We start from the raw sequence: 22,355 nt of genomic DNA, 5'->3' as shown, positions 1-22,355 counted from the left end.
CGTGATGTTTCGCCGCGCAATAACATCTCTCAGTGAAACCAATAGCAGCGCGAATAACACGAAAGTTATCGTGGGTGATGGTGACTTGAGCGGACTCGACAACAGCAAACATCAGCGTGTCCGAGTTTATCCCACCGCCTGCGGCTTCAATTAACCAAGCGAATCAAATTCGCAACATTTGGCGCGCAACGCTGAGTGAGGGGTTGGCTATGCGAGCCAACGACTTCACCCAACCGCGCGCGCGCTGGTGGCGCTGTGTGCGCTGCCCGGACGCTCAACGGCAAAATTGGCGGCGCGATCATGCTGCGAGCCTGTTCAACCCGCGCAACAACAGTTCAGTCAAATAACCACAACCTGACTCATTCACGGAGGAAATTATGTTTCGGCCATTCACGCAATCCCAAGCTTTACGCAAACTCTTCACTTCGACCCTCACGGTGGCTTGCCTGTTGACAGCCTCCCTGCTCATCAAAGGCTGGCAGCCGGGCAATTTGGCGGCGGCGTTTAAGGCCGGCGCCGGGTCTGGCACTGCTGGCAAAGTCGGTGCGGCTTTGGCAACGGCGGCGGCGCCGAATTGGCAGTGGGCCGCGAAGGCCGGCGGCAGTAATCCGGAGATCGGCAACGGCGTGGCGCAGGATCATCTGGGCAACGTTTATGTCACGGGCGATTTCTCCCTCACGGCCAACTTCGGCTCGCTGACTGTGACTTCAAACGGTGGCGATGACGTCTTCATCGCCAAATACAACAGCGCGGGCGCGCCGCAGTGGGTCAGAAACGTCGGCGGCAGCGGATTCGACGACGGCAGCGACATTGCCGTGGATGCAGTGGGCAATGTTTACGTGTCAGGCGGGTTCAGCGGAACGGCCACCTTTGGCAGCGTCCAACTGACGAGCGGCGGAGCGCGCGACGGTTTCGTGGTGAAATACGACACTGCGGGCACCTTCCAATGGGCGCAAAAGATCGGCGGCACTTTAGACGATTTTGCGCAGGGCCTTGGCGCTGATCCGGCGGGCAACACTTACGTGACCGGCAAGTTCACCGGCACGATGACGGTTGGCAGCACGACGCTGACCAGCAATGGCGGTGCGGATGTCTTCATCGCCAAATTCAATGCCGCTGGCATTCCGCAATGGGCGCAGAAGGGCGGCGGCGTCAGTGACGATCTGGGCTGGGACGTGGCGGCGGACGCGGCGGGCAATGCGTTCGTGAGCGGGCGTTTCCTCTTTGCGGCGACCTTCGGCGCGACCACGCTGATCAGCGCGGGGCAGGATGACATCTTCGCCGCCAAGTACGACACCGCAGGCACGCTGCAATGGGCGAAGCAGGCGGGCAGCCCGAGCGGCGATGATGGGTATGCCATCGGCGCGGACGGCAAGGGCGGTTGTTACGTTACCGGACGTTTCGGCGGGTCGTCGGGATCGAACGGGACTTTTGGCAGCATCACGCTGACCGGCAGCGGCGGTTCTGACATCTTCGTGGCGAAATACGATGCGGCGGGCAATGTGCTCTGGGCCGAGCGCGGCGGCGGTACGTCAAATGACGAAGGGCGCGGCATCGAAGCCGATGACGCCGGAAATTGCTATATCACCGGCGAATTCGCGGGCCTGTCCACGTTCGGCAGCGCGACGACGATACTCGCCAGCGGCGGCTCCGATCTGTTCATCGCCAAATACAGCGCGACCGGCGTCTTTCAATGGGTGCAGCAAACGGGCAACATCGGCGGCGACGAAGGGCAGGCGATCTCGGTTGATCCGCTGACGGCCTGCATCGCGGTGACGGGCCGGTTCAACGGCACAGTCTCGTTCGGCGCGACTGCGCTGACGGCGAGCAACACGGATGCGGTGGTTGCCAGAACAGTCTGTCCGTGTGCGCGCCAACCCTTGGCGTTGTTCAACACCAGCTATAGCGCCGATGGCCTGAGCATCCTGGCGCCGGGTCAGGTTGATCCGCATTACGTCTTGCAAAACACCAGCCCGCTCTTTCCCAATGCCATCGTGCTCGGCCAGAGTCAGATTCCGAGTGCCTGGCTGCCCAACGGCCCGAACTCGCAATGGATCGGGCCGAATATCAGTCCGATAAGCAACAGCCCCGTGGGGTTCTACACCTATCGCACGACCTTCAATGTGCCGGAGAGTTGCGAGCTGGGCACCGCCGTCATCGCCGGCCAATGGGCGACCGACAACGAGGCTGAAATCTTCCTCAACGGTACGAGCACCGGCTTGGTCACCGGCCCGGCTGATTTCGCGGCCTTCAAGCCATTCGTCATCACCACCGGTTTTGTGAAGGGCGCGAACACGCTCGATTTTCGCGTCCGCAATCGTGGAGTCGGCGGTGGTACCACGCCGACTGAAACCGGCTTGCGCGTCGAGTTGAGCGGCTCGATCGTGTGCTGTTTGTGTGTGTCGCCGCCCGCCGGCATGGTGGATTGGTGGCCGTTCGATGAAACCAGCGGGACGACGGCGCAAGACATCCGGGGCTTTGCCAACAACGCCGGTACGCACCTCAACGGGCCGAGTCCAAGCGCGGGCAAAGTCGGCGGCGCGCTCTGCTTCGATGGCGTGAATGATTATGTCGAAGTCGCGGATCAGGCCGAGATTAACTTCCCCAGCAATTGCGCTGCCGGTAGCGATGGGCCATTAACCATAGATACCTGGGTCAAGACGAGCGCGAGTGCCGGAGTCCAAACGATCCTCGATAAGCGCGCCAATTCAGACCAGCCGGTCGGTTATAGCCTTTTCCTGGTTGATGGCCGCCTCGGTTTCCAAATGGCCGACGGCAGCGCGCCAGGTGGCACGTGTGGCACTGGTACGGCTTTCCCTTGCACCAACTTTGTAGCGCCCGGGCCGCCGTCACCACAGTTTATCAACGTGGCGTCCGGCGACTGGCACCTCATTGCCGTGACGGTGACGAGATGCCCCGTCGCCGCTGGCAAATTGTATGTTGACGGGAACCTGGTGCTGAGCTTTACGCCGCGCATCGGCAACATCAACAACAATGCCGCCCTGCAAATCGGACGGCGCGCTCCGGCGTTCAGCGACACCTATCTCAACGGCTGTCTTGATGAACTGGAGTTTTTCAAACGCGCGCTCAGTGAAGACGAAATCCGCGCCATCTTCGAGGCGCGCAGCGGCGGCAAATGCTTCCGCCAGCCTTGTCCGATACCGGCGATCACGATCAGTCCGGCCACGCTGCTTCATCCAATGTGGGGAGCCAACGTGGTGTATCCGTCGGTGAACCTTACAGCGTCGGGCGGCACCGGGCCATACACTTTCGCGGTGAGTGGCAACGTGCCGCCAGGGCTGAGCGTTGATGCCGATGGGACGCTGCACGGCACGCCCACCACGCCGGGCACCTACAACTTCACCGTGACGGTGGCGGATGTGAACGGCTGTCTCGGCCTGCGCGAGTATCAGATCGTCATCGTCGGTTGCACGCTCACTTTGAATCCGGCGGCGCTCGCCAGCGGCTTGGTGGGCGCGAACTACGCGCAGAACCTGACGGCCTCCGGCGGTTGTGCGCCCTATACGTTCAGCGTGAGCGGCGGCGTCTTGCCGTCCGGTTTGACGCTCTCAGCGGCAGGCGTCATTAGCGGGACGCCGACGGCGGGCGGCAGCTTCATGGTGACGATCAAAGTCACCGATAACTGCGGCTGTATGCTCGAGCGCAGCTACCCGCTGACGATCTGTCCAATGTCGTCGAAGCCACGCACCTATCGCGCCGGCAATATGGACAACTTCGACAATATCACGTTGCCTGCCGATGCGGCCCCCGCGCCGCGTGCCGCGTTAGTGGCGCAGTTCGGCAATCCCGCCCGCAAAAATTTCGATGATCCGACAATTAACAAATGGGTGATGCACTCTTTCACAGGCTTGCCCGCCAACATCGTTAAAGCCGAACTCGAAGTTCGCATGCAACCGGGAGGTGTTGCGTCGAACGATTCCATCAACTTCATCTTCCCGCCCAACACATCTGTTACCTGGGGGCAACAGATGAGCGTGCTCAACCCACCGTGGAATTCTCCACAAGTCCCTGTTACGTACAATTTCGATCTGAGCAATCTGCCGGTTGCTGGAACCCAGCAGACCAATCTGCTCGCACTCCTGAACACCCATCACTTACTTGACATCGCGATCCAGGACGACACGACGGTGGATTACATCAAGCTGCGTGTCTGGACTTGCCCGCCTCGGCCGCACTTCTTTGGCTTGCCGCACGATGTGTTGGGGCAAGCGCAACTCGCCCAGGACGCCAATGGCAATCTCGTCGTCTCCAACATAGGCCCAAGCGGCCAGGATGGTGTGCGCATCGATTTGGGAGAGGCCGGGGGATTGGGTTTCACGATCCACAGTATTGATATTGCGACGGCTCCGGTGGGCGCGTTCAAGCAATGGAGGATGCGTGGCGTAGTGGATGGAGTGCCAGACCAGCCAGCGTGGATCGAACGACATGAGGTGGCGACGCGAAATGGCGGCACAGTGTATCAAGTGTCGTTAGACTCCAGTCCGCTCGGGGCAACCATGAATGAGGTCGAGGTTTTCCTCAACGGCATTGAGGTATTCAGCGGGACGTTCCCGAACGGCGATGTTTACCACTTCCTCCCAGACGGCCCGAATCCACCGATCCTGACCCTCACGGAGCGGTGGGATAAGACATGTACCGTCCATGGGACCGACCCCAAATGGACTATCAAACTGCCAAACGCCAGGACCTTCACGCCAACGGAATACGATGCGATTGTCATCTATGCCCAGAACCCGACCAAGGTTCTCTCGTTCCGGACAGCCGTCGAGAGCACTGCGGCAGGCATCTCGCAGACCACGTTGATGAATGAAGAGCTACCTGTATTTGGGCTTTGGAACAAAGTTCTAGGCCAAGCCACCTTTGAAGCTTTCGGCGGCAATCTCACCATCGCCAACATTGGCTCTAGCGGCCAGGATGGCGTGATGGTTGATTTGGGCAAGGCCGACAGCTTCGACTTCGGGCTTGATCCGATTGATTTGATGGGTGCGGCTCCGGTCGGTGCGTTCCTGCAAGCCGAAGCCTTCGGCTCGCGCAACGGCACGCTCAATCAATCGCTCGGCAAGCTGCAAGCCACCAAGACCGCCACCGATTATCTGTTCACGGCGGACTTCTCAAATATCGGTTCGACCACGCAACACATTCAAATCTTCAACGGCAATACGCAAGTGCTCGATCTGCCCATGCACACCGGGCCGGTCGGCAATGCGTCAGCCTGGCCGCGCAGGATCGGCAAGCTGGGGGGGCAGCTTGAATGTTTCACCTCGGACTTCGACGCGGGCGCGACCTTCCGCATCGGCGGAACGTCTTACCCCATCACGCAACTGCGTGTACTGGCCGAAGGCGCAACGGGCACGATTGAATTCAAATCAGGCTTGGCGCTGCGCGGCAGCGGGATCGGTGAATTCACACTGACGAGCGGCAACATCTTCTGCCCGCCGGTGATTAACGTCCTGCCGCAGACGCTCCAGCCGGGCATTATTGGCGTGTCCTATCCGCTGGTGCAGTTTTCGACATCGAGCAGTTTGGATCCGTTCACCTACTCCGTGACCGGCACGCTGCCCAACGGAATGACCTTAACGCCGGATGGCAAACTCGCCGGTGTGCCGTCGCAAACCGGGTCATTCAACTTCGTCATCAGGGCTGAAAACCAGCAAGGTTGTTTCGGAGAACAGTCATACACGCTGGTCATCAATTGCCCGACGATCACCATCAATCCGCCAACGCTGCCTGGGGGCTTGGCCGGCACTCCCTACAATCAGCCACTCACGCAAACGGGCGGCGCGGCTCCGGTCACCTGGAGCATCAGTGCGGGTGCGTTGCCGGCTGGCGTGACGCTCAGCGCGACCGGCGTCTTGGCGGGCACGCCCACCGGCTTCGGCTCATTCACCTTCACCGTCAAAGTGACTGACGCCAACGGCTGTATGGGCACGCGCCAATACATTGTGATCGTGTGCGGCAATATCGTCATCAATCCGGCGACGCTGCCGTCAGGGCAGGTGGGGGCGGCTTACAACCAACCTCTCACCCAAACGAGCGGCGCGGGCACGGTCACTTGGAGTGTCAGCGCAGGGGCGTTGCCGAATGGCTTGACGTTGAATGCCGCGACCGGTGTGCTGGCTGGCACGCCGACGACGGGGGGCAGTTTCACCTTCACCGTCAAAGTGACTGACGCCAACGGCTGTATGGGCACGCGCCAATACACCGTGATCGTGTGCGGCAATATCGTCATCAGTCCCGCGACGCTGCTGTTAGGGCGGGTGGGGACGGCTTACAATCAACCACTCACCCAAACTGGCGGCGTGGGCACGATCACTTGGAGCGTCAGCGCAGGCACGTTGCCCAATGGCTTGACGTTGAATGCCACGACCGGTGTGCTCACTGGCACGCCGACGACGGGCGGCAGTTTCACCTTCACCGTCAAAGTGACCGATGTGAATGGCTGCATGGGCACGCGGGCTTACAGCTTGACTGTCAAGGCCAACGTCGTCAAAGCCGATTTCGACGGCGATGGCAAGACCGATCTGAGCATCTTCAGTCCCACCGCCGCGCCGCCTTTGCCGAATTGGACGGTGTTCAACAGCGGCAACAGCGCGACTGTCACGCAGCAATGGGGTGCGGGTTATGCGCCGTACTTCGACGACATCGTGCCGGGCGATTACGATGGCGATGGCAAGGCCGATCACGCCATCTGGCGCGGAGCCGATTCGATCTGGTACATCCGCAAGAGCAGCGACGGACAAGCCATCCTGCAATTCTGGGGCGCGAACTATTTCCCGTATTTCGACATCCCGACGCCGGGCGATTACGACGGCGACGGCAAGACGGACATTGGCGTCTTCCGCCGCAGCGGCACCTGGTTCGTGCGGCGCAGCAGCGACGGGCAAAACATGATCGTCAACCACGGGCAACAGGACGACATCCCTGTGCCTGCTGACTATGACGGTGATGGCAAGTGCGACCTGGCCGTCTTCCGGCCCGGCGCGATTGCGCCCGCGCCGAACTGGATCATCCTGAACAGTTCGACGAACACCATCACCAGCATTCAATGGGGTGCGGGCTATGCGCCGTACTTCGACACGCCGGTGCCGGCGGATTATGACGGCGATGGCAAGGTGGATTTGGCGATCTGGCGCGGGGCGGATTCGATCTGGTACATCCGCAAATCGTCGGACGGGCAGGCCCTCCTGCAATACTGGGGGGCGAACTATGCGCCGTACTTCGACATCCCCGCGCCGGGCGATTACGACGGCGATGGCAAGGCGGATGTTGCGGTGTGGCGGCGCTCCGGCACCTGGTTCATCATACGCAGCAGCGATGGCAACTTCCTGATCCAGGGGCAGGGACAAAGCGGTGATATACCTGTGCCCGCTTACGGCGTCAGGCGCTGACAGGCAGCGCAGGGCTGTGACGATCAACCCGTTAGGTGTTGTGCGGGTTTGCAAACGAAGCCGGGAGGAGCGGGGAAAGTTTCCCGCTCCTCCCGGCTTTGTTGTGTCCGCAAATTAGTCGCGCTGTTGCTGAGGGGACGCCACCGCCGCAAACAAAACGGCGGCTCCCGCAAGGGAAACCGCCGAAAGGTCAAGGAGGTGAAAGTGAGATGGAGGCGCTAGTAATTCGTGAGAACTTAAGCTTGCAACTCTTTGCCCGGTTTGAAGCGAATCGTTTTGCCTTCCGGGATGGCGACCTGGGTGCCGGTGCGCGGATTGCGCCCGATGCCGCGTTTGCGGGGTTTGACGACAAAGACGCCGAAGCCGCGCAATTCGATGCGCTCGCCGCGTTTCATCGCGTCTTTCATGGCTTCAAACAAGGCTTCGACGGCCACTTCGGCTTTCATTTTGGGCACGCCAGTTTTATCGGCTACGTTATTGATGATGTCGAGTTTGATCACGATTCCTCCGCGTCCCAGGCGGGACAACCATTTTTATTTTGTTCGATTTAGTATTGGTAAGACGGGGCGCATTATAGGAATGCATTCCCGAAAGTGTCAAGGAAGGCGCTAAGTCACATGGCTTTTGCAAAGTCGGGAACCAACCCTGGTACGCCGCGCTACTGATTCCTGATTCCTGACTCCTGATTCCGGCTGTCTGAAAATCATCAGCATTTTTGCGTATCAGGAATCAGGAGTCAGGAATCAGGGGTCAGTTCGTGCGCAATTTGGTAGGTCAAGCCGCGCTTGGGCGCGACAGCCTCAACCTCTTCCAGCAAAGCTTCTTCGTGCAAGAAGTCGTCAAAGTTACTGCCCAAATGTTTTTTGTTCATTGCCTCTCCTTCTTACTTTTGCTTGTTGATGCAGTGGTAAAGCGCACGTAGCCCCACTTTTCAGGCCGATGCATATCAATCACGCCTTGCGGCGACCACACCCAATTGTCCTCTTTGGTATTGGCGACCTTGCGGTATTTGCCGTCCACGATTTCATGTTGCCATTCGACGCGCGAGAAATTGATGCGCCATTGATCGCCCTCTGCCGGCGGCGCGGGTTTGTGCGCGTATTCGCCCAACGCCTGCCAGGGCAGCGCCATCTCGACCGTCCAGCCTTTATCGGTGTCGCGCGGATGGTTGAGCGTGCCGCGTATTTGCACGGCTGTTTTCAAGCCCACGATGTCCCAACCGTCTTGGGCCTTGCCGCCGTCACGGTAGGGTTTGGGCAGGAACAAATCCCAGACGGTGTTGAGCGCGTTGATTTCCAATTCGTAGTACTCGTCGCGGTCACCGTTTGGGTCAATGAAAACCTCGAAGTCGTTATCCTGAAAGATGACGGAATCGCGTTTGGTCAGCGTGCCCCACACATGCGGTTCGTCGAGTTCAGCGCTGATGTAAAAGTATTGATCGTCCCACAACATCTTGGCGCGCGTGGCAAAACGCGGGCGCGGTTTGGTGTCGCCTTCGATGTCTACGAAAAGGTCAGTGGCCGGGGCTTTGCGCCAGGCTGCTTCGTTGAGTTTGCCGTCAATGGTGATTTTGCCGGTGGCGTGTTGGCAAACGTATTCTTTGGGCGCGACCTGCGCGGTCAAGGCGATGCTGAAAGTGGTGAGTAGTGCCAGTGACAAGAGCGCTCTTCGCATTCTCAAATTCTCCTTTGTTGAAATAGGGCGGCGAACAACAGCGTGAAGCTGGTTGTGGGGCAGCTTGCAGGAAAGTGGAGTGTGAAGCTAGACTCCGCGCTTGTTTTTCCGCCCGTATTTTTCAGTATCGTAAACAGAGGAGACTTGTATTCGTGAGCGTCAAATCAGATCGCTGGATTACCCGGATGTGCCGCGAACAGGAGATGATCGCGCCGTTTGAAGAGCGGCTCGTCCGCGATATTGATGGCCGCCGCATCATTTCGGCAGGCGTGTCGAGTTACGGTTACGACTTGCGGCTGGCCGAAGACGGCTTCCGCGTTTTCTCGCCGATTGTCGGGGCGGAGATTGACCCGAAGAACTTCGACGAAAGCACGTTGATCGAAGCGCCGTTGCGTTCAGCGCCCGACGGCTCGCGCTATTGGCTGTTGCCACCACATTCTTATGCGCTGGGCGTAACGGTCGAAACGTTCAGCATTCCGCGCAATGTGATCGGCTTGTGCATGGGCAAGTCAACGTATGCGCGCAGCGGCCTGATCGTGAATACGACGCCGCTCGAACCGGGCTGGCGTGGGCGCTTGGTGCTGGAGTTTTCCAATTCGGCGGACTTGCCGATTCGCATCTACGCCAACGAAGGCATCGCGCAGGTGACGTTTTTTGAATCGGATGAAGATTGCGAAACCACCTATGCCGACCGGCAAGGGAAGTACCAGAATCAGATTGGGCTGGTGACGCCGCGCTTGTAACGCGGATAAACCGCGCCATTTATTGCGGCGCGTATTTCAGCACGTAGTCTTTCATCTGCTGGCAAGGCTGCAATTCAATCACGACGTTGGCAACCTCAGCCGCGCGCCGCAATTTGAGGTGTTCTGCTTGGTTCCACGCAAGCGGCAACGGGCGTTCATGCGCCGCCTCACTGGCGCGCGCGATGATCCAGTATTTGCCCGGCGCGAGTTGGCGCAGGGTGAATGCGCCGTCAGGCCCGGCTTCCGTTTCGGCATAACGCAACACGTCCTCGGCGGCCTCTTTTTCGACGGGCACCAGATGCACGCGCAAGGGCGCGGTGAATTTTTCAGGCGCTTTCACGCGGCCCGTCAGGCGTGCAGCGCCAGTGCCGATGACGATACTGACCCCGCTGAGTTTTTCGCCCGCCTTCAACGCCAATCCTGTGCGGCCTAAATCAACCGAATGCTTCGTGCGCGCATCCGGCAGCGTGATGGTGCGCAGGTACCAGTCTTCGTTGGGCCATTGCGATTGGAAGCGATAGCGCCCGGCGGTTAGGTAACGGATGGTGAACTCGCCTTGGCGCGTGGAGAAGGCCACGCGCAGGCTTTCGTTGCGCAAGAACTTTTCTTCGGGATGGATACCGATAGTTGTTTCTTCAAAAAGGGAATTGCGTTTTGGCGTGCTAGCACAAGCGTCAGCGGCTGAGGGTTTAATTGAATTCGATTGCGGCGGTTTGTCTTCCGCGAGTTGCAGCTTACCGGTAAGCGAGCCGTAGGGGATGAGGCGTAACTCAACACCGGTGACATCAGCGCCGCGCACCGCAATGCGGCGCGGGTTGGCGAAGCCGCCTTCGTCATCGCCGTTGCGCCGATCAGCCGTCAAATCGTATTCGCCATCGGCCACGCCGCGAAATTGAAACGCGATGCCCTCTTCGACTTTTCGATCCCGTACCTGAAGCCAATCAGCGGCCAGGATGATTTCGCTACCGGCGGGTTTGAGATAAAGGTTGATGCCGTAACCACCGCTGGCGCCAATCACTTTGCCGCTGACGAGCCGCCCGCGTTCGGCGCGATAGCGGATGTCTATGTTCGCCAGTTCATCGCCGCTGGCGAGCGTGAGTTCCGTTGCCGTTTCGCGTGTGCTTGCAGGGTAATAAGTCGGCGCGTCTTCGATCTGGTCATCGGCGTCAAATGACCACGGAACGTCCGTGCCATCGGTGCAGACGATGTATGTGCCGGAGGGCAGACCAAACAAACGATAGCTGCCGCGATCATCGGTGCGGCGGTGATAGGTTGACGGGCTGAGCGATTTGCCCGCCGCGTCGCGCAGGCGAATCGCCTTGATCGTCAAGCCAGGCACCGGTTCGTCGTTGGCGGTGGTGGCTTTGCCGGTGATAACGCCGCCTTTGATCAATTGAATGGTGGCGCTGTCGCCGATGTGAAAGAACTGCGGCTCGCCCGTAGCCGTGGTGAGTGGCGTCATCACGTAAGCGGGCAATTGCGCGGTCAGCGCGTATGGCGCGGGCGGCAGGCCCGATAGTTTGAATTCGCCTTCGGCATTGGTCACGGCTGTGCGCGCGGCTCTGCTCTGCAACGTAGCGGAGACGGTTGCGCCCACGGCAGGCTGGCCGTTGTCGAGCACGACACGTCCGGTGATGACGCCGGTTGGTTCGGTGGTCGTAACGGTTTGCGCCAAGGTGGAAATGCAAGCGCAGACGGCGAGCAGGCAAAGCAGAACGAATTGTTTCATGTTGTCCCTCCACGCTGTTTCTTCAGCGCAAATCAACCGTCACCACAACTTCGGTGGCAGCGCGTTCTTGCACGGTGACGCGCAGGCGGATGGGGTCGCGCACGGGCACGAGGCTGCCATCAACGCCCGTTGGAACCTTCACCGTCACACTGATTTCGTATTCACCCACCACCAGCGACGGCTCGTCGAAACTCAAATCGGGATTGATCTCCAGCGGTATGGAGATAAGCACATTGTTGCCGAGGGGTTGTAGCGTGGCGCTGAGCATGTAGCCAGCGGGCAGCGGGCCACCGGGCAATACGATGCGGCCCCGCAAACCGCCTGCCGCTTCTTTCAACACGACACGCACACCGTTGACTTGCTCGGCCGGTTTGAGATCGAAAGTTTCTTGCACTTCGGCACCGTTGCGCTCAATGCGCAGGATGGAAAATTGGCGCCCTTCGCCGCCTACACGCAATCCGACTTTGCCTGCTGGCAGTGCGCGGAGTTGGAAGCGCCCATCCAGTTGGGCATATCCGCCCGGCAAACGTCTGGCAAAACCCGGATCAGTGCTGGTCGCGCCGACAAAAACACGAATGTTTTGCAAAGCTGCCGGGTCTGGATTGTTTTCGAGAACGAGAGTGCCGTTGATGATCGCGCCGCGTTTCATGCGGATGGTGAGGTCTTCGACATCCTGATCGGTAATCTCGAAGGTCACGAGGTCGCCGTAATGATTGTATTCGGGAAGTGCCGTACCACTGAGGCCATAACGTCCCGGCGGTAAATTTTCGTAATAGAACGTGCCGCGTTCATTGATTGGTGTGCCTGCACTCTGCTGTCGCAATTCGCTTTGCGGTGTCTCGGCCAGCCAGAAATCCAGGCCGGCTTTGGTTACGAGTTGCCCAGTGGCATCGTCAACCACGCGGCCCGAAACCGAGAAGGTCTTTTCGCCCGTGCCTAGCCGCAAATCAATGTTGGTGGCTTCGCTGCCCGGTTTGACTTCGATGGGCGTGGCTTGCGCGCTGTTGCGGACGCCGGGGTAATACACGCGGCGATAAAACGGGCCAGGGCTGCCCATCGCGGGGCCAGTCTTGCCCGCGCTGATCAGATAGCGGCCTGGCGCGAGGCCGAACAGGCGATAAATGCCGCGATCATCGGTGCGCAGCATCTCGTTGCTGTAGTCTAGAAAAGGTTGCTGTTTGCCCTGTTCATCCACATAGGTGAATCGCACGGCTTCGGCAATCAGCGGTCTGCCATCGGCGTCGGTGATGCGCCCGGTGATGACGCCGCCGCGCACGAGCGTGAGGTTTTGGTTCGTGAGCTTTTCGCCGTTGAGCACGGTGCAAAGCTTGAAAGGCTTCACGCTCGATTGCCAGTATTCGACGCTGGTGTGAACGTAAGAAGCGGCGACCAACCCATAACGGCCTGCGGCGAGGCCGGTGAATTCATAACGCCCTGCGTCATCGGTGCGCACACTCTCGTGTTTGACTCCGGCATACGGCCCCGGCACGAGCGCAACCTTGATGCCGCGCGCGGGCTTGCCGTTGAGCGTCACGCGCCCGCTGATGGTGGCCGTGTCCGCTGCGGGATTGGCAGTTTGTGCGCGCAAGGCGGCAGGGGAGTGGCAGAACGTCAACCACAAGGCAGCGGCGAATAAGCGTAAATGGCATTGGTAGCGCATATAGCCTCGGTGAATTGTCTGGATGGATTTAGGGTTGAACGCGGGTTGCGGCTTCGAGCTTTCACCACCAAACGTTCAAGTATGAATACTTGCTGCGTTGTATGAACGCTGCGGCTGGCTGCGTACATGCAGAATTTTTGTGGCTGGAAAAGTTGAAGCCTGCCTGTGACATCACAACGTGCAAGGTCACAGGCAGGCTTTAGGAGTTCGGCAATGGTTATTTGTTTGCCGGATCAGCTTCGATCACAACTTTGGTGGTCAGCTCTTTGCCATCCACCGAAAGTTTGACCAGATAGGTGCCGGGTTCGAGCGCCGGGCCGAAATTGGCCCCTCCGCGCCCACCGAAACCGCCGCCACCGCCAAATCCGCCTTGCCTGCCGCCCGGCCCGCCTTGTCCGGCAGGTTGACCCGCCGGTGGGGTTTGCCCTGGCGCAGCCGCTCCGCCAGCGGGAGGGGTGGCAGCCGGTGGATTGGCAGCCGGTGGATTGGTTGCTGGTTGTCCGCCGCCAGCCCCTCCGCCAGGGCCGAAACCTGCCGGACGTTGGGGCGCATCGCCGCGCAGATTCCATTGCACGCGATTCAGGCCGACTTGTTTTGTGGCCGTCACCGTGCGCACAACTTTGCCGGTGATGTCAGTGACGGTCAGCTTGACGTCGCCTGTCGGCTCGGCTTTCAGGTAGTAGCTGATCGCTGTGCCCTGCGGGGCGTTTTCACCGCGGAAGCCTTTCTGACCGCCGCCCGCCCGGCTGTAGGTGATGTCATTCAGCCAGTTCGTGCCAGGGCGAATGTCGAAAAGATGCGTGTCGGCGGCGAGCGTCTTTTCATTCATCTGCTGCAAGGCTGAAATGTCATCGCAAATCCAGATGCCGCGTCCGTGTGTGCCGACAATCAGGTCGTTGTCGCGTGGGTGGATCAGCAAGTCGTCTACGCGTACGGTCGGCAGGTTGGTCATAAACGGCTTCCATTCCGTGCCGCCATTGAGCGAGACGAACAGGCCATATTCCGTGCCGGCGAAAAGCAGGTTCTTGTTCTTCGGGTCTTCGCGAATGACGTTGACGTTGCCGACGGCGGGCAGATTGTTGCTGAGCGACTGCCACGTCGTCCCATAATCTTTAGTGAGATAGACATACGGTTTGTGATCGTCGCTGCGGTGGCCGTCCACCGTGACGTAGCACGTGCCGGCGTCGAAGTGCGAAGCTTCTACGCGCGAAACGTGATGGTTTTGCGTGGCGAGCACGGGGACGTTCTTGGATACATCCGTCCACGTCGCGCCGCCGTCTTTGCTGACTTGCACGTTGCCGTCGTTGGTGCCGACCCACAGCACGCCTGGCATCACAGGCGATTCGGCAATCGTGACGACGTTTGAATAGCTGGCCGCGCCGTCGTTCTTGGACGCCATCGGTTTGTCGCCGGGCACATCCATGATCGAAAGTTTGGTGCGGTCAACTTTCTTGGTCAGATCAATCGTCGCCGTCCAGGTGTCGCCGCGATCAAACGATTTGAAGAGCTTGTTCCCGCCGACATACACGATGCGCGGATTGTGTGGCGAAAGCAGAATCGGCGTGTTCCAGTAAAAACGGAACTGCTCATTGGGTGGCGGAGCCGGCACGACATTTGGCCCGCCGCCAAAGCCTGCCTGCTGCATCATGGCAAGCATCTGCGGGTCAGGTTGACCGCCTTGTCCACCAGGGCCGCCTTGTCCACCTTGTCCACCTTGTCCGCCACCGCCAAAGCCACCGCCGCCACCACCACGCCCACGACCGGCTGCGCCACGCGGACGAATCGAACGCGTCTGCCCTGTGCGCAAATCAAGCCGATTGACTGCGCCATCCTGTGATTCGGCATAAACGATGTTGTGGTCAGTCGGGTCTTGTTGCGTATAAAACCCGTCGCCGCCGCCAACGCGGAACCACTCGGCGTTGGTGATGGCAACACCGCCGCCACCACCGCCGCCACCACCGCCACCGAAGCCCCCGCCGCCCGTGCGAATGGCGCTCGGCGCACACCAACTGCCGTTGTCCTGCAAGCCGCCACAGACGTAATACGGCTTCCGCATATCCGCCGAGACGGCATAGAACTGCGCCGCCGCGATCGCGTTGACGAACTCAAACGTCTCGCCTTGATCGTAGCTGACGTCCAAGCCGCCATCGTTGCCGACCATCACGTTGTTGCCGTTTTTCGGATTGATCCAAATGGCGTGGTGATCACTGTGTGCGACGCCTGCGAGATTCTTGAAGGTCTTGCCGCCATCGAGAGATTTCGAGAAGTTCAAACCACCAGTGAAAACGATTTCGGGGTTGGAGGGGTCAACGCGAATCTGGCTGTAATACATCGGGCGATTGTTTTCGTTGCTGACAAAGCGCCACGTTTTGCCTTTGTCGTCAGAGCGCCAGATGCCAGGCTTCTTCGGATCGGGCGGTTGATTGGCCTGTTGCCCAAAGCCGCCGCCGCCGCCGCGACCACCGCCACCGGGTCCTGCTTGGCCGGGCTGTCCAGGTTGGCCACCCGCTTCATTGGGCTGCTCTTCGCCGCCGCCCGCGCCGGTGCTGGCACCGACTTCGATCTGGGCGTAAAGGATATTCGGATTGGAGCGCGCGATGTCAATGCCGATGCGGCCTAGTAAGCCTTCCGGCAAGCCGTTGCCTTCGAGTTTCGTCCACGTCTTGCCCGCGTCCGTCGTTTTCCATAAACCGCAGCCGGGGCCACCGCCATTGAAGCCCCACGCTACACGACGGCGCTGAAAGGAGGCGGCGTAAAGTGTTTTGCTATCTACTGGGTCAATCACCAGGTCGGTGAAGCCGGTGTTTTCGTCAATAAATTTGACGTTCGCCCAGGTCTTGCCGCCATCCGTCGTTTTGAAAATCCCGCGCTCTTTGTTGGGGCCGAACAGATGGCCGAGCGCTGCGACATAAACGATATTCGGGTCTTTCGGATCAATCACGACGCGGGCAATAGACTGCGTGTCTTTCAGCCCCATATTGGTGAAGGTCTTGCCCGCATCGGTGGATTTGTAGATGCCGTCGCCGAAGCTGGAACTCTGGCGATTATTGGCTTCGCCTGTGCCAACCCAAACAATGTTCGGATCGGCTTGGCAAATCGCAATGTCGCCAATCGAAGAGGTCGGATAAATATCAAAGATCGGCTCCCACGTCGTGCCGTTATTGACCGACTTCCACAGGCCACCAGTCGCAAAGCCGACATAAATGACATACGGATTGCTCTCAACTACCGCAATGTCGTCAATCCGTCCGCCCATGCTGGCCGGGCCAATCGAGCGCCAACGAAAGCCGCGTAATAGTGGGTCTTTCGATTCATTGATGGGCGTTGGTGTGGGCGTCGGAGTTGGTCGTCCGCCGCCTTGCCCGCCACCCGGGCCTTGTGCGCGTGAGGCCATATTGGAAAGGCCGTAAAGGGCCAATGTTAGCAGCGCTAAAACACGCAGTGTGCGCAGATTCTTTTGCATAGCAGCAATCCTTTCCTGTCCTAATTGTTGGTAAGAATTCGCGAGGTGAAACCATGTGAGCCTTCGACAAAAGCTCGTAGAGTATTGATTAGGACGCCAAGCTGGTCAGTTTGGTCACAGTAATCTTGGGCACAGAGACGTTCAATCGTCCCCCAACCTTTTTTACCATCACCGGCAGTGCTGGGATTGAACTCATCCATCCCCGTCGAGACGCTGATAGAGCCGCGCCCGCACCCGTTCCAGCACCATTTCCCGCGTCAATTCCCACCCCCAAGCTCGTTTGATCTCCGGGCGTTTGTGCGGCGTCAGGATCAGCAGGTGCGGAGCCAGTTCGGCCAGCCGAAAGAGCAGCGCGGGCAGCCGCGACACCGGCAGTAAATGCATGGCGAAGCTGCACACCAGCAGTGAATAATTGCGTCCGGCCAACACCCCTTCGGCCATCTGCTCAAAGCCGATGGCTTCCGCCGTTTGCCCGGTGCGCGCCAGATAGGCTGCGCCGGTGTAAGGGTCTACGCCGTCAATTTGCCCCGCGCCTAGGTCGCGCAAGATCAGCGTCGCTTCGCCGCTGCCACAGGCCAGATCGAGCACGCGCGTCAGGTCGAGTGGCCATTCGGACGCGACCGCGCGCAACACCGCGCCGATGGCCGCTTCGTGCGGATTGCGGTAATCCGCGCCGTGCTGTTCATAAAAGGCTTGCGCGCCGAGTTGCTCGTATTGATGGCGAATCGCTTCCGTCATCACAAATCAGTGCCGGTTAGTTTTTGAGCTTGAAAGGCTTTGTGGTGAGAATCCACTTGTTGTTTTAGATCGGTTTTCACTTCAGTTTATGGGAAAAGCCGCGCCGCGCGACAGTACCGCGCGCGTGAGCAAGCGGAGCCTGGGCGATTCGGCCAAGGGCCTCAGCTTGACGCGCCGCTTGCTCACGCGCGCGGTACTGTCCCAGCGTCAACTGCTTCCCGTAAATGCAATAGCAAACCGCTCTAGAGGGTGACGGGGCGTTGCTCGTGCAACGATTGCGTCGCCGCCAGGCTCACGCGCAAGGCTGCAATGCCATCGTCGCAAGTGATCGCGGGCGGTTGACCGCCGCGCACGTGATCCACGAAATTCTGTAACTGATCCACATACGCCTGGCCAAAACGCTCCATGAAATATGGCACGGTATCGTGCGCGACGTTGTTTTTGGTCAACACCAACAACGGCGTCTCGCGCAGATAGCCGATCTGCAACGTGCCCTGCGTGCCCAGAATTTCCGTCCGAATGTCGTAACCAAACACGCCGCTACGGCTCAGATCAATCACGCCCAACGCGCCGCTCGCAAAGGTCAGCGTCGCCACGGCATTGTCTACGTCACCGATGGGTTTCATTTCAGGATAGGCCAGCACGTCGCCGATGCTGTATACGCTGCGCACTTCGCCCATCAGCCAGCGCGCCAAATCCATATCGTGAATGCCGCAATCCACCAGCAAGCCGCCGCTGTGTTCGGGTGCCAAGTATTCCAGACTCGGACGAAACGGATCGCGCGAGGTGGATTTGAAGACGATGGGCGTTCCGATTTCGCCCGCCGCGATTTTCTGCTGTGCCGCCGCGTAGCCTTTGTCATAGCGCCGCATAAAACCCAGATGAAAGAAAATGCCCGTCTGCGCGACGGCTGCTTTGATGGCCAGGGATTCATCCAGCGAAATCGAGAGCGGCTTTTCGCAAAAGACCGCCTTGTCTGCTTGCGCCGCCGCGATGGCGACGTCTTTGTGCGAACTGGTCGGCGTGACGATGACCACCGCGTCCACTTCTTTGTCGGCCAGCAAATCCTGATAGTGCTGATACCAACGCGGCACATCGTGTTCGCTGGCGAATTTCTCTGCGGTTTCTGCTACCACATCCGAAACCGCAACCAAGCGGGCATTCGCAATTCGTCCCAAAAAGTAACTGGCATAAAGCGCGCCCAAGCGGCCCAAGCCGACGACGCCGATATTTAGTTTGTTGCTCATAACCCAAGCCTCCTGATATTACTCACTATATTGAGCGAATCCTGGGTACGCATCGCTTCCAGCGTGCTCTCGGCAAGAGACGCATTCCTACCGGAAGGAATTAGCCTAATGCCGAAAGCACGCTGGAAGCGATGCGTACCCAGAGCCGCCTTTATGTTACTTTTCCGCCGCACTGGCATTCTCTTTGGTAATCAGCGTAACGCCGAGCGAAACGTCATTTTTGAATGCCTCACCTTTTAGCGTCTTCCAAGCGTTCTCGACCGCTGTACGGCCCATCTCGGCAGGTGATTGCGCCACAGTCGCACTCATCGTTCCTTTGGTCACGGCCTCGCGCGCCTCTGAAAAGGCGTCAAAGCCGACCACGATGATCTTGCCTGTTTTGCCCGCCGCCGCGATGGCTTCGACCGCGCCGAGCGCCATCAGATCGCTGCAAGCAAAGAGCGCCTGAATTTCGGGATGTGCCTGTAACATATTCTGAAAGACGTTGTAGCCCTGATCGCGCTCCCAATTGGCCGTTTGCGAAGAGACGATTTGCATGCCCGGATTTTTCGCAACGATTTCGCGGAAACCTTTTAAGCGCGAATCGCCGGTTTCGTGACCGGGGATGCCTTCGAGAATGGCGACCTTGCCTTTGCCGCCAAGTTGCTTAGCGATGAATTCACCTGCGACGCGCCCGCCTTCGAGATTGTCAGAACCAATGAAGCCAGCGGTCTTGCCGTTGGCTGCTTGCAAGGTTTCAGCGTGCACGCGCGTGTCCACGATGATGACCGGAATGCCAGCCTGATTGGCTTTGACAATGGCGGGCACAACCTCTTTGGAACCGCTGGGCGTGATGCAGAGTGCGGCGACCTTGCTTTGAATCAGGTTCTCGATGATCTGCATTTGCTTCTCGACATCCACCTCGCGCTCGGCAGCTTGCACTTGCAGATTAACGCCCAACCTTTGCGCGGCTTCCTGCGCGCCCTTTTGCATGTCGATGAAGAACGGGTTGTTGAGTGTTTTTAGCACCAGCGCAATTGTGGGTCGGCCGTTAGTCGTTTGAGCGCCGCGTTGACAACTGTCGGCGAACAGCAATGCGCAAGTGGCAAGGACGCAAGCAAGCATTTTTTTTGTCATCAAGTTACCTTTCTGTTACTTTCGATTCGTTCTCAAAGCCGTGTCGAATAACACAGCCACAATAATTACCGCGCCGATGACGATCTGTTGCACGAACGAAGAAATATCCAGCAGGTTCAGTCCATTGCGCAGCATGCCAATAATCAACGCACCGATCAATGTGCCAAAGATTTTGCCTTCGCCGCCGCTTAGGCTGGTACCGCCGATAACCGTGGCGGCGATGGCGTCCAATTCATACATCATCCCGGCAATGGGTTGCGCTGAATTTAACCGTGCCGTCAGAATAAGCGCCGTCAATCCGCTGAGCATGCCGCACAAACCATACACCAGCGTTTTGTATAAACGCACGTTGACGCCGGAAAGCAGTGTTGCTTCTTCGTTGCCGCCGATGGCGTAGGTATAACGGCCCAGCTTGGTTTTGGTCAGGACGAAATGCGCGAGCATGTACACGACCAGCATCAGGATGACCGGCACAGGAATGTGTAACACTTCGCCCACCGCCAGCCAGCGGAAGTTGTCGGCAAAGCCGGAAATGGGTCGTCCACCAGTGAAGACTAAGGCCGCGCCACGCGCCACACTCATCATTCCTAACGTAGCGATAAACGGCGGCAACCTACCGATAGTAATCAGCAATCCATTGAGTAGACCGCACAGTAACCCCGCGCCTAATCCGGCGAGTAACGCGAGTAACAACGGCCAGCCTCGTTGTAACAAGCTCGCCATCACAACCCCGGCAAAGGCAAGTACAGAGCCGACTGAAAGATCAATCCCGCCGGTGATGATCACAAACGTCATGCCGACGGCAATGATAGCAACTAGCGTTGTTTGTTGAGCGACATTGAGTAGGTTCGAGACAGTCAGAAAGTGGGGCGTCAATGCCCAGAGAACGAATGCCAGTACAATCAGACCCGCCAAGGTGCCGAATTGCCTGCCGTATTGAAAAAGTAACTCGCGGGTTTTCATCTTATATCTCTGGCGTTTCTCCTAACGCGCAATGTAACAACTTTTCCTGTGTCGCTTCGGCTGCGGTGAATTCTCCCGCAATGCGACCTTGATGCATCACCAGAATGCGGTCACTCATCCCAAGAATTTCCGGCAGCTCCGACGAGATCATGATGATTGCCACCCCTGCCGCCGTGAGCTGATTCATCAATTGATAAATTTCGGCTTTCGATCCGACGTCAATCCCGCGCGTCGGCTCATCAAAAATGAAAATGTCGGCTGCGCTGCAAAGCCATTTGCCGAGCACGACCTTTTGCTGATTGCCGCCACTCAGGTTGATGACTTGCTGTTGCAGATGCGGCGTTTTGATGCGCAACTCGTTGACGAAGCGGCTGGTGGCTTGTTGCTCTTTGCCGCCGTTGACGACCCCTAGGCGGGAGAATTTTTCGACGCTGGGCAGGCAGACGTTTTCTTTAACCGAAAGCGCCAGCACCAACCCCTGTGTTTTGCGGTCTTCGGTTAAAAACCCGATCCCTGCGTTGATGGCCCGGCGTGGCGAATTGCTCAAAAGTAACTTACCTTTGAGTGTGATGTTACCTGCGTCAATTTTGTCTACGCCAAAAATAACGCGCGCTAACTCGGTGCGGCCCGACCCGAGTAGGCCCGCAAGGCCTAGAATCTCACCGCGATACAGCGAGAAGTTGATGTCGCGCAGCTTGTTGTTACTCAGGGCCGTAACACGCAATATCTCAGCGCCACGTTGGGCAGTTATTTTAGGAAACTGGTTGGTCAACTCACGATTGACCATCAGGCGGATCAATTCGGCTTTGGTAATGTCGCGAATCGCATGTGTGCCGACGTTGCGGCCATCGCGCAAGACAGTGACGCGGTCGCCGATTTCGAACAGTTCCTCCATCCGGTGCGAGATGTACACAATCGAAACGCCGCTGGCTTTGAGTTGGCGAATGCGGGCGAACAGCTCAACGATTTCTTTTTCGGTCAGCGCCGAAGTCGGCTCATCCATAATCAGGATGCGCGCGTTGAGCGAGATGGCTTTGGCGACTTCGACCATTTGCTGTTGGGCGATGCTCAGTTCGCGGACGGGTTTGCGCACGTCCAATGCGACGCCGAGGCCGGTCAGCAATTCGGCGGCGGCCTGTTGCATGGCGCGTTGGTCTACTAGGCCGTAGCGCAGCGGTTCGCGCCCCAGAAAGATGTTTTCGGCTGCATTGAGTTGCGGCACCAGGTTGAGTTCCTGATAGATGATGCCGATGCCGAGTTCCTGTGCGTGTTTGGGGTTTTTGATTTCGACGGGTTGACCGTTGAGCAGGATTTGGCCGCTGGTTTTCTGATAAGCCCCGCTCAGGATTTTCATCAGTGTGGATTTGCCCGCGCCGTTTTCGCCGAGTAACACGTGCACTTCGCCCGGCTGTAACACAAAGCTGACCTCATCCAGCGCGACGACGCCGGGGAAGGTCTTGCGGATGCGTTCCATTTGCAGGGCGGGTTGGTCGCTCATGTTTGAGTTCAAGCGGGCGGCAATCATGCTTCATTCTCAATTCTACACGATCACATCCTGGCAGAAAGGTTTGCTTATCGAGGCCGCCGCTGCGAAAGAATTGAGAATGCAGAAT

At 58.6% G+C, this 22,355-nt stretch carries 12 protein-coding genes; 2 read left to right on the top strand and 10 right to left on the bottom strand.

Features of this window, described 5'->3' with window-relative positions:
• The first annotated feature begins 377 nt into the window (after positions 1 to 377).
• Positions 378 to 7,409: a putative Ig domain-containing protein gene (locus HY011_32335; protein ID MBI3427635.1), complete on the top strand. Its 7,032-nt coding sequence runs from the start codon at positions 378 to 380 to the stop codon at positions 7,407 to 7,409.
• Positions 7,410 to 7,645: 236 nt separating this feature from the next.
• On the opposite strand, the gene HY011_32330 is transcribed toward HY011_32335, so the two are convergent.
• Both HY011_32330 and HY011_32325 read right to left on the bottom strand, forming a co-directional pair.
• Positions 7,646 to 7,909, bottom strand: a complete 264-nt coding sequence (locus HY011_32330; GenBank protein ID MBI3427634.1) for an integration host factor subunit beta — start codon at positions 7,907 to 7,909, stop codon at positions 7,646 to 7,648.
• Positions 7,910 to 8,276: 367 nt separating this feature from the next.
• On the bottom strand, positions 8,277 to 9,083 hold the full coding sequence (locus HY011_32325; GenBank protein MBI3427633.1) for a carbohydrate-binding family 9-like protein: 807 nt from the start codon (positions 9,081 to 9,083) through the stop codon (positions 8,277 to 8,279).
• Between the two features lie 152 nt (positions 9,084 to 9,235).
• Between HY011_32325 and HY011_32320 the strand changes: the two genes are divergently transcribed.
• Positions 9,236 to 9,826, top strand: coding sequence for a dCTP deaminase (locus HY011_32320; protein MBI3427632.1), 591 nt, complete (start codon positions 9,236 to 9,238; stop codon positions 9,824 to 9,826).
• Between the two features lie 19 nt (positions 9,827 to 9,845).
• Here the strand turns inward: HY011_32320 and HY011_32315 are convergent, their stop codons facing one another.
• From HY011_32315 to HY011_32280, 8 genes are all read right to left on the bottom strand, one after another.
• Entirely contained in the window at positions 9,846 to 11,555 is a 1,710-nt protein-coding gene (locus tag HY011_32315) for a carboxypeptidase regulatory-like domain-containing protein (GenBank protein ID MBI3427631.1), read from the bottom strand.
• Between the two features lie 22 nt (positions 11,556 to 11,577).
• Positions 11,578 to 13,215 carry a carboxypeptidase regulatory-like domain-containing protein gene (locus HY011_32310; GenBank protein MBI3427630.1) on the bottom strand — a complete coding sequence of 546 codons (1,638 nt, stop codon included), beginning with the start codon at positions 13,213 to 13,215 and terminating at the stop codon, positions 11,578 to 11,580.
• A 217-nt stretch (positions 13,216 to 13,432) separates the two neighbouring features.
• Positions 13,433 to 16,678, bottom strand: coding sequence for a hypothetical protein (locus HY011_32305; GenBank protein MBI3427629.1), 3,246 nt, complete (start codon positions 16,676 to 16,678; stop codon positions 13,433 to 13,435).
• 192 nt (positions 16,679 to 16,870) lie between these two features.
• Complete coding sequence (locus HY011_32300; GenBank protein ID MBI3427628.1) at positions 16,871 to 17,416, bottom strand: class I SAM-dependent methyltransferase; 546 nt, start codon at positions 17,414 to 17,416, stop codon at positions 16,871 to 16,873.
• A gap of 242 nt (positions 17,417 to 17,658) precedes the next feature.
• Entirely contained in the window at positions 17,659 to 18,663 is a 1,005-nt protein-coding gene (iolG, locus tag HY011_32295) for an inositol 2-dehydrogenase (GenBank protein MBI3427627.1), read from the bottom strand.
• A 156-nt stretch (positions 18,664 to 18,819) separates the two neighbouring features.
• Positions 18,820 to 19,671, bottom strand: a complete 852-nt coding sequence (locus HY011_32290; GenBank protein ID MBI3427626.1) for a sugar ABC transporter substrate-binding protein — start codon at positions 19,669 to 19,671, stop codon at positions 18,820 to 18,822.
• 123 nt (positions 19,672 to 19,794) lie between these two features.
• Complete coding sequence (locus HY011_32285; protein ID MBI3427625.1) at positions 19,795 to 20,742, bottom strand: ribose ABC transporter permease; 948 nt, start codon at positions 20,740 to 20,742, stop codon at positions 19,795 to 19,797.
• Position 20,743: 1 nt separating this feature from the next.
• Positions 20,744 to 22,240 (bottom strand): sugar ABC transporter ATP-binding protein, encoded by a 1,497-nt coding sequence (locus tag HY011_32280; protein ID MBI3427624.1) that lies wholly within the window; start codon positions 22,238 to 22,240, stop codon positions 20,744 to 20,746.
• Between the last annotated feature and the right edge of the window lie 115 nt (positions 22,241 to 22,355).

The sequence above is a fragment of the Acidobacteriota bacterium genome (genome assembly GCA_016196035.1).
GTDB lineage: Bacteria > Acidobacteriota > Blastocatellia > RBC074 > RBC074 > JACPYM01.
This window is presented reverse-complemented; position numbering and strand designations above follow the sequence as displayed.

Excerpts from the sequence above, each read along its gene's own strand:
- HY011_32335 (MBI3427635.1), top strand. The coding sequence starts at position 378 with ATGTTTCGGCCATTCACGCAATCCCAAGCTTTACGCAAACTCTTCACT.
- HY011_32325 (MBI3427633.1), bottom strand. The coding sequence starts at position 9,083 with ATGCGAAGAGCGCTCTTGTCACTGGCACTACTCACCACTTTCAGCATC.
- HY011_32315 (MBI3427631.1), bottom strand. The coding sequence starts at position 11,555 with ATGAAACAATTCGTTCTGCTTTGCCTGCTCGCCGTCTGCGCTTGCATT.
- HY011_32310 (MBI3427630.1), bottom strand. The coding sequence starts at position 13,215 with ATGCGCTACCAATGCCATTTACGCTTATTCGCCGCTGCCTTGTGGTTG.
- HY011_32305 (MBI3427629.1), bottom strand. The coding sequence starts at position 16,678 with ATGCAAAAGAATCTGCGCACACTGCGTGTTTTAGCGCTGCTAACATTG.
- HY011_32300 (MBI3427628.1), bottom strand. The coding sequence starts at position 17,416 with ATGACGGAAGCGATTCGCCATCAATACGAGCAACTCGGCGCGCAAGCC.
- iolG (MBI3427627.1), bottom strand. The coding sequence starts at position 18,663 with ATGAGCAACAAACTAAATATCGGCGTCGTCGGCTTGGGCCGCTTGGGC.
- HY011_32285 (MBI3427625.1), bottom strand. The coding sequence starts at position 20,742 with ATGAAAACCCGCGAGTTACTTTTTCAATACGGCAGGCAATTCGGCACC.
- HY011_32280 (MBI3427624.1), bottom strand. The coding sequence starts at position 22,240 with ATGAGCGACCAACCCGCCCTGCAAATGGAACGCATCCGCAAGACCTTC.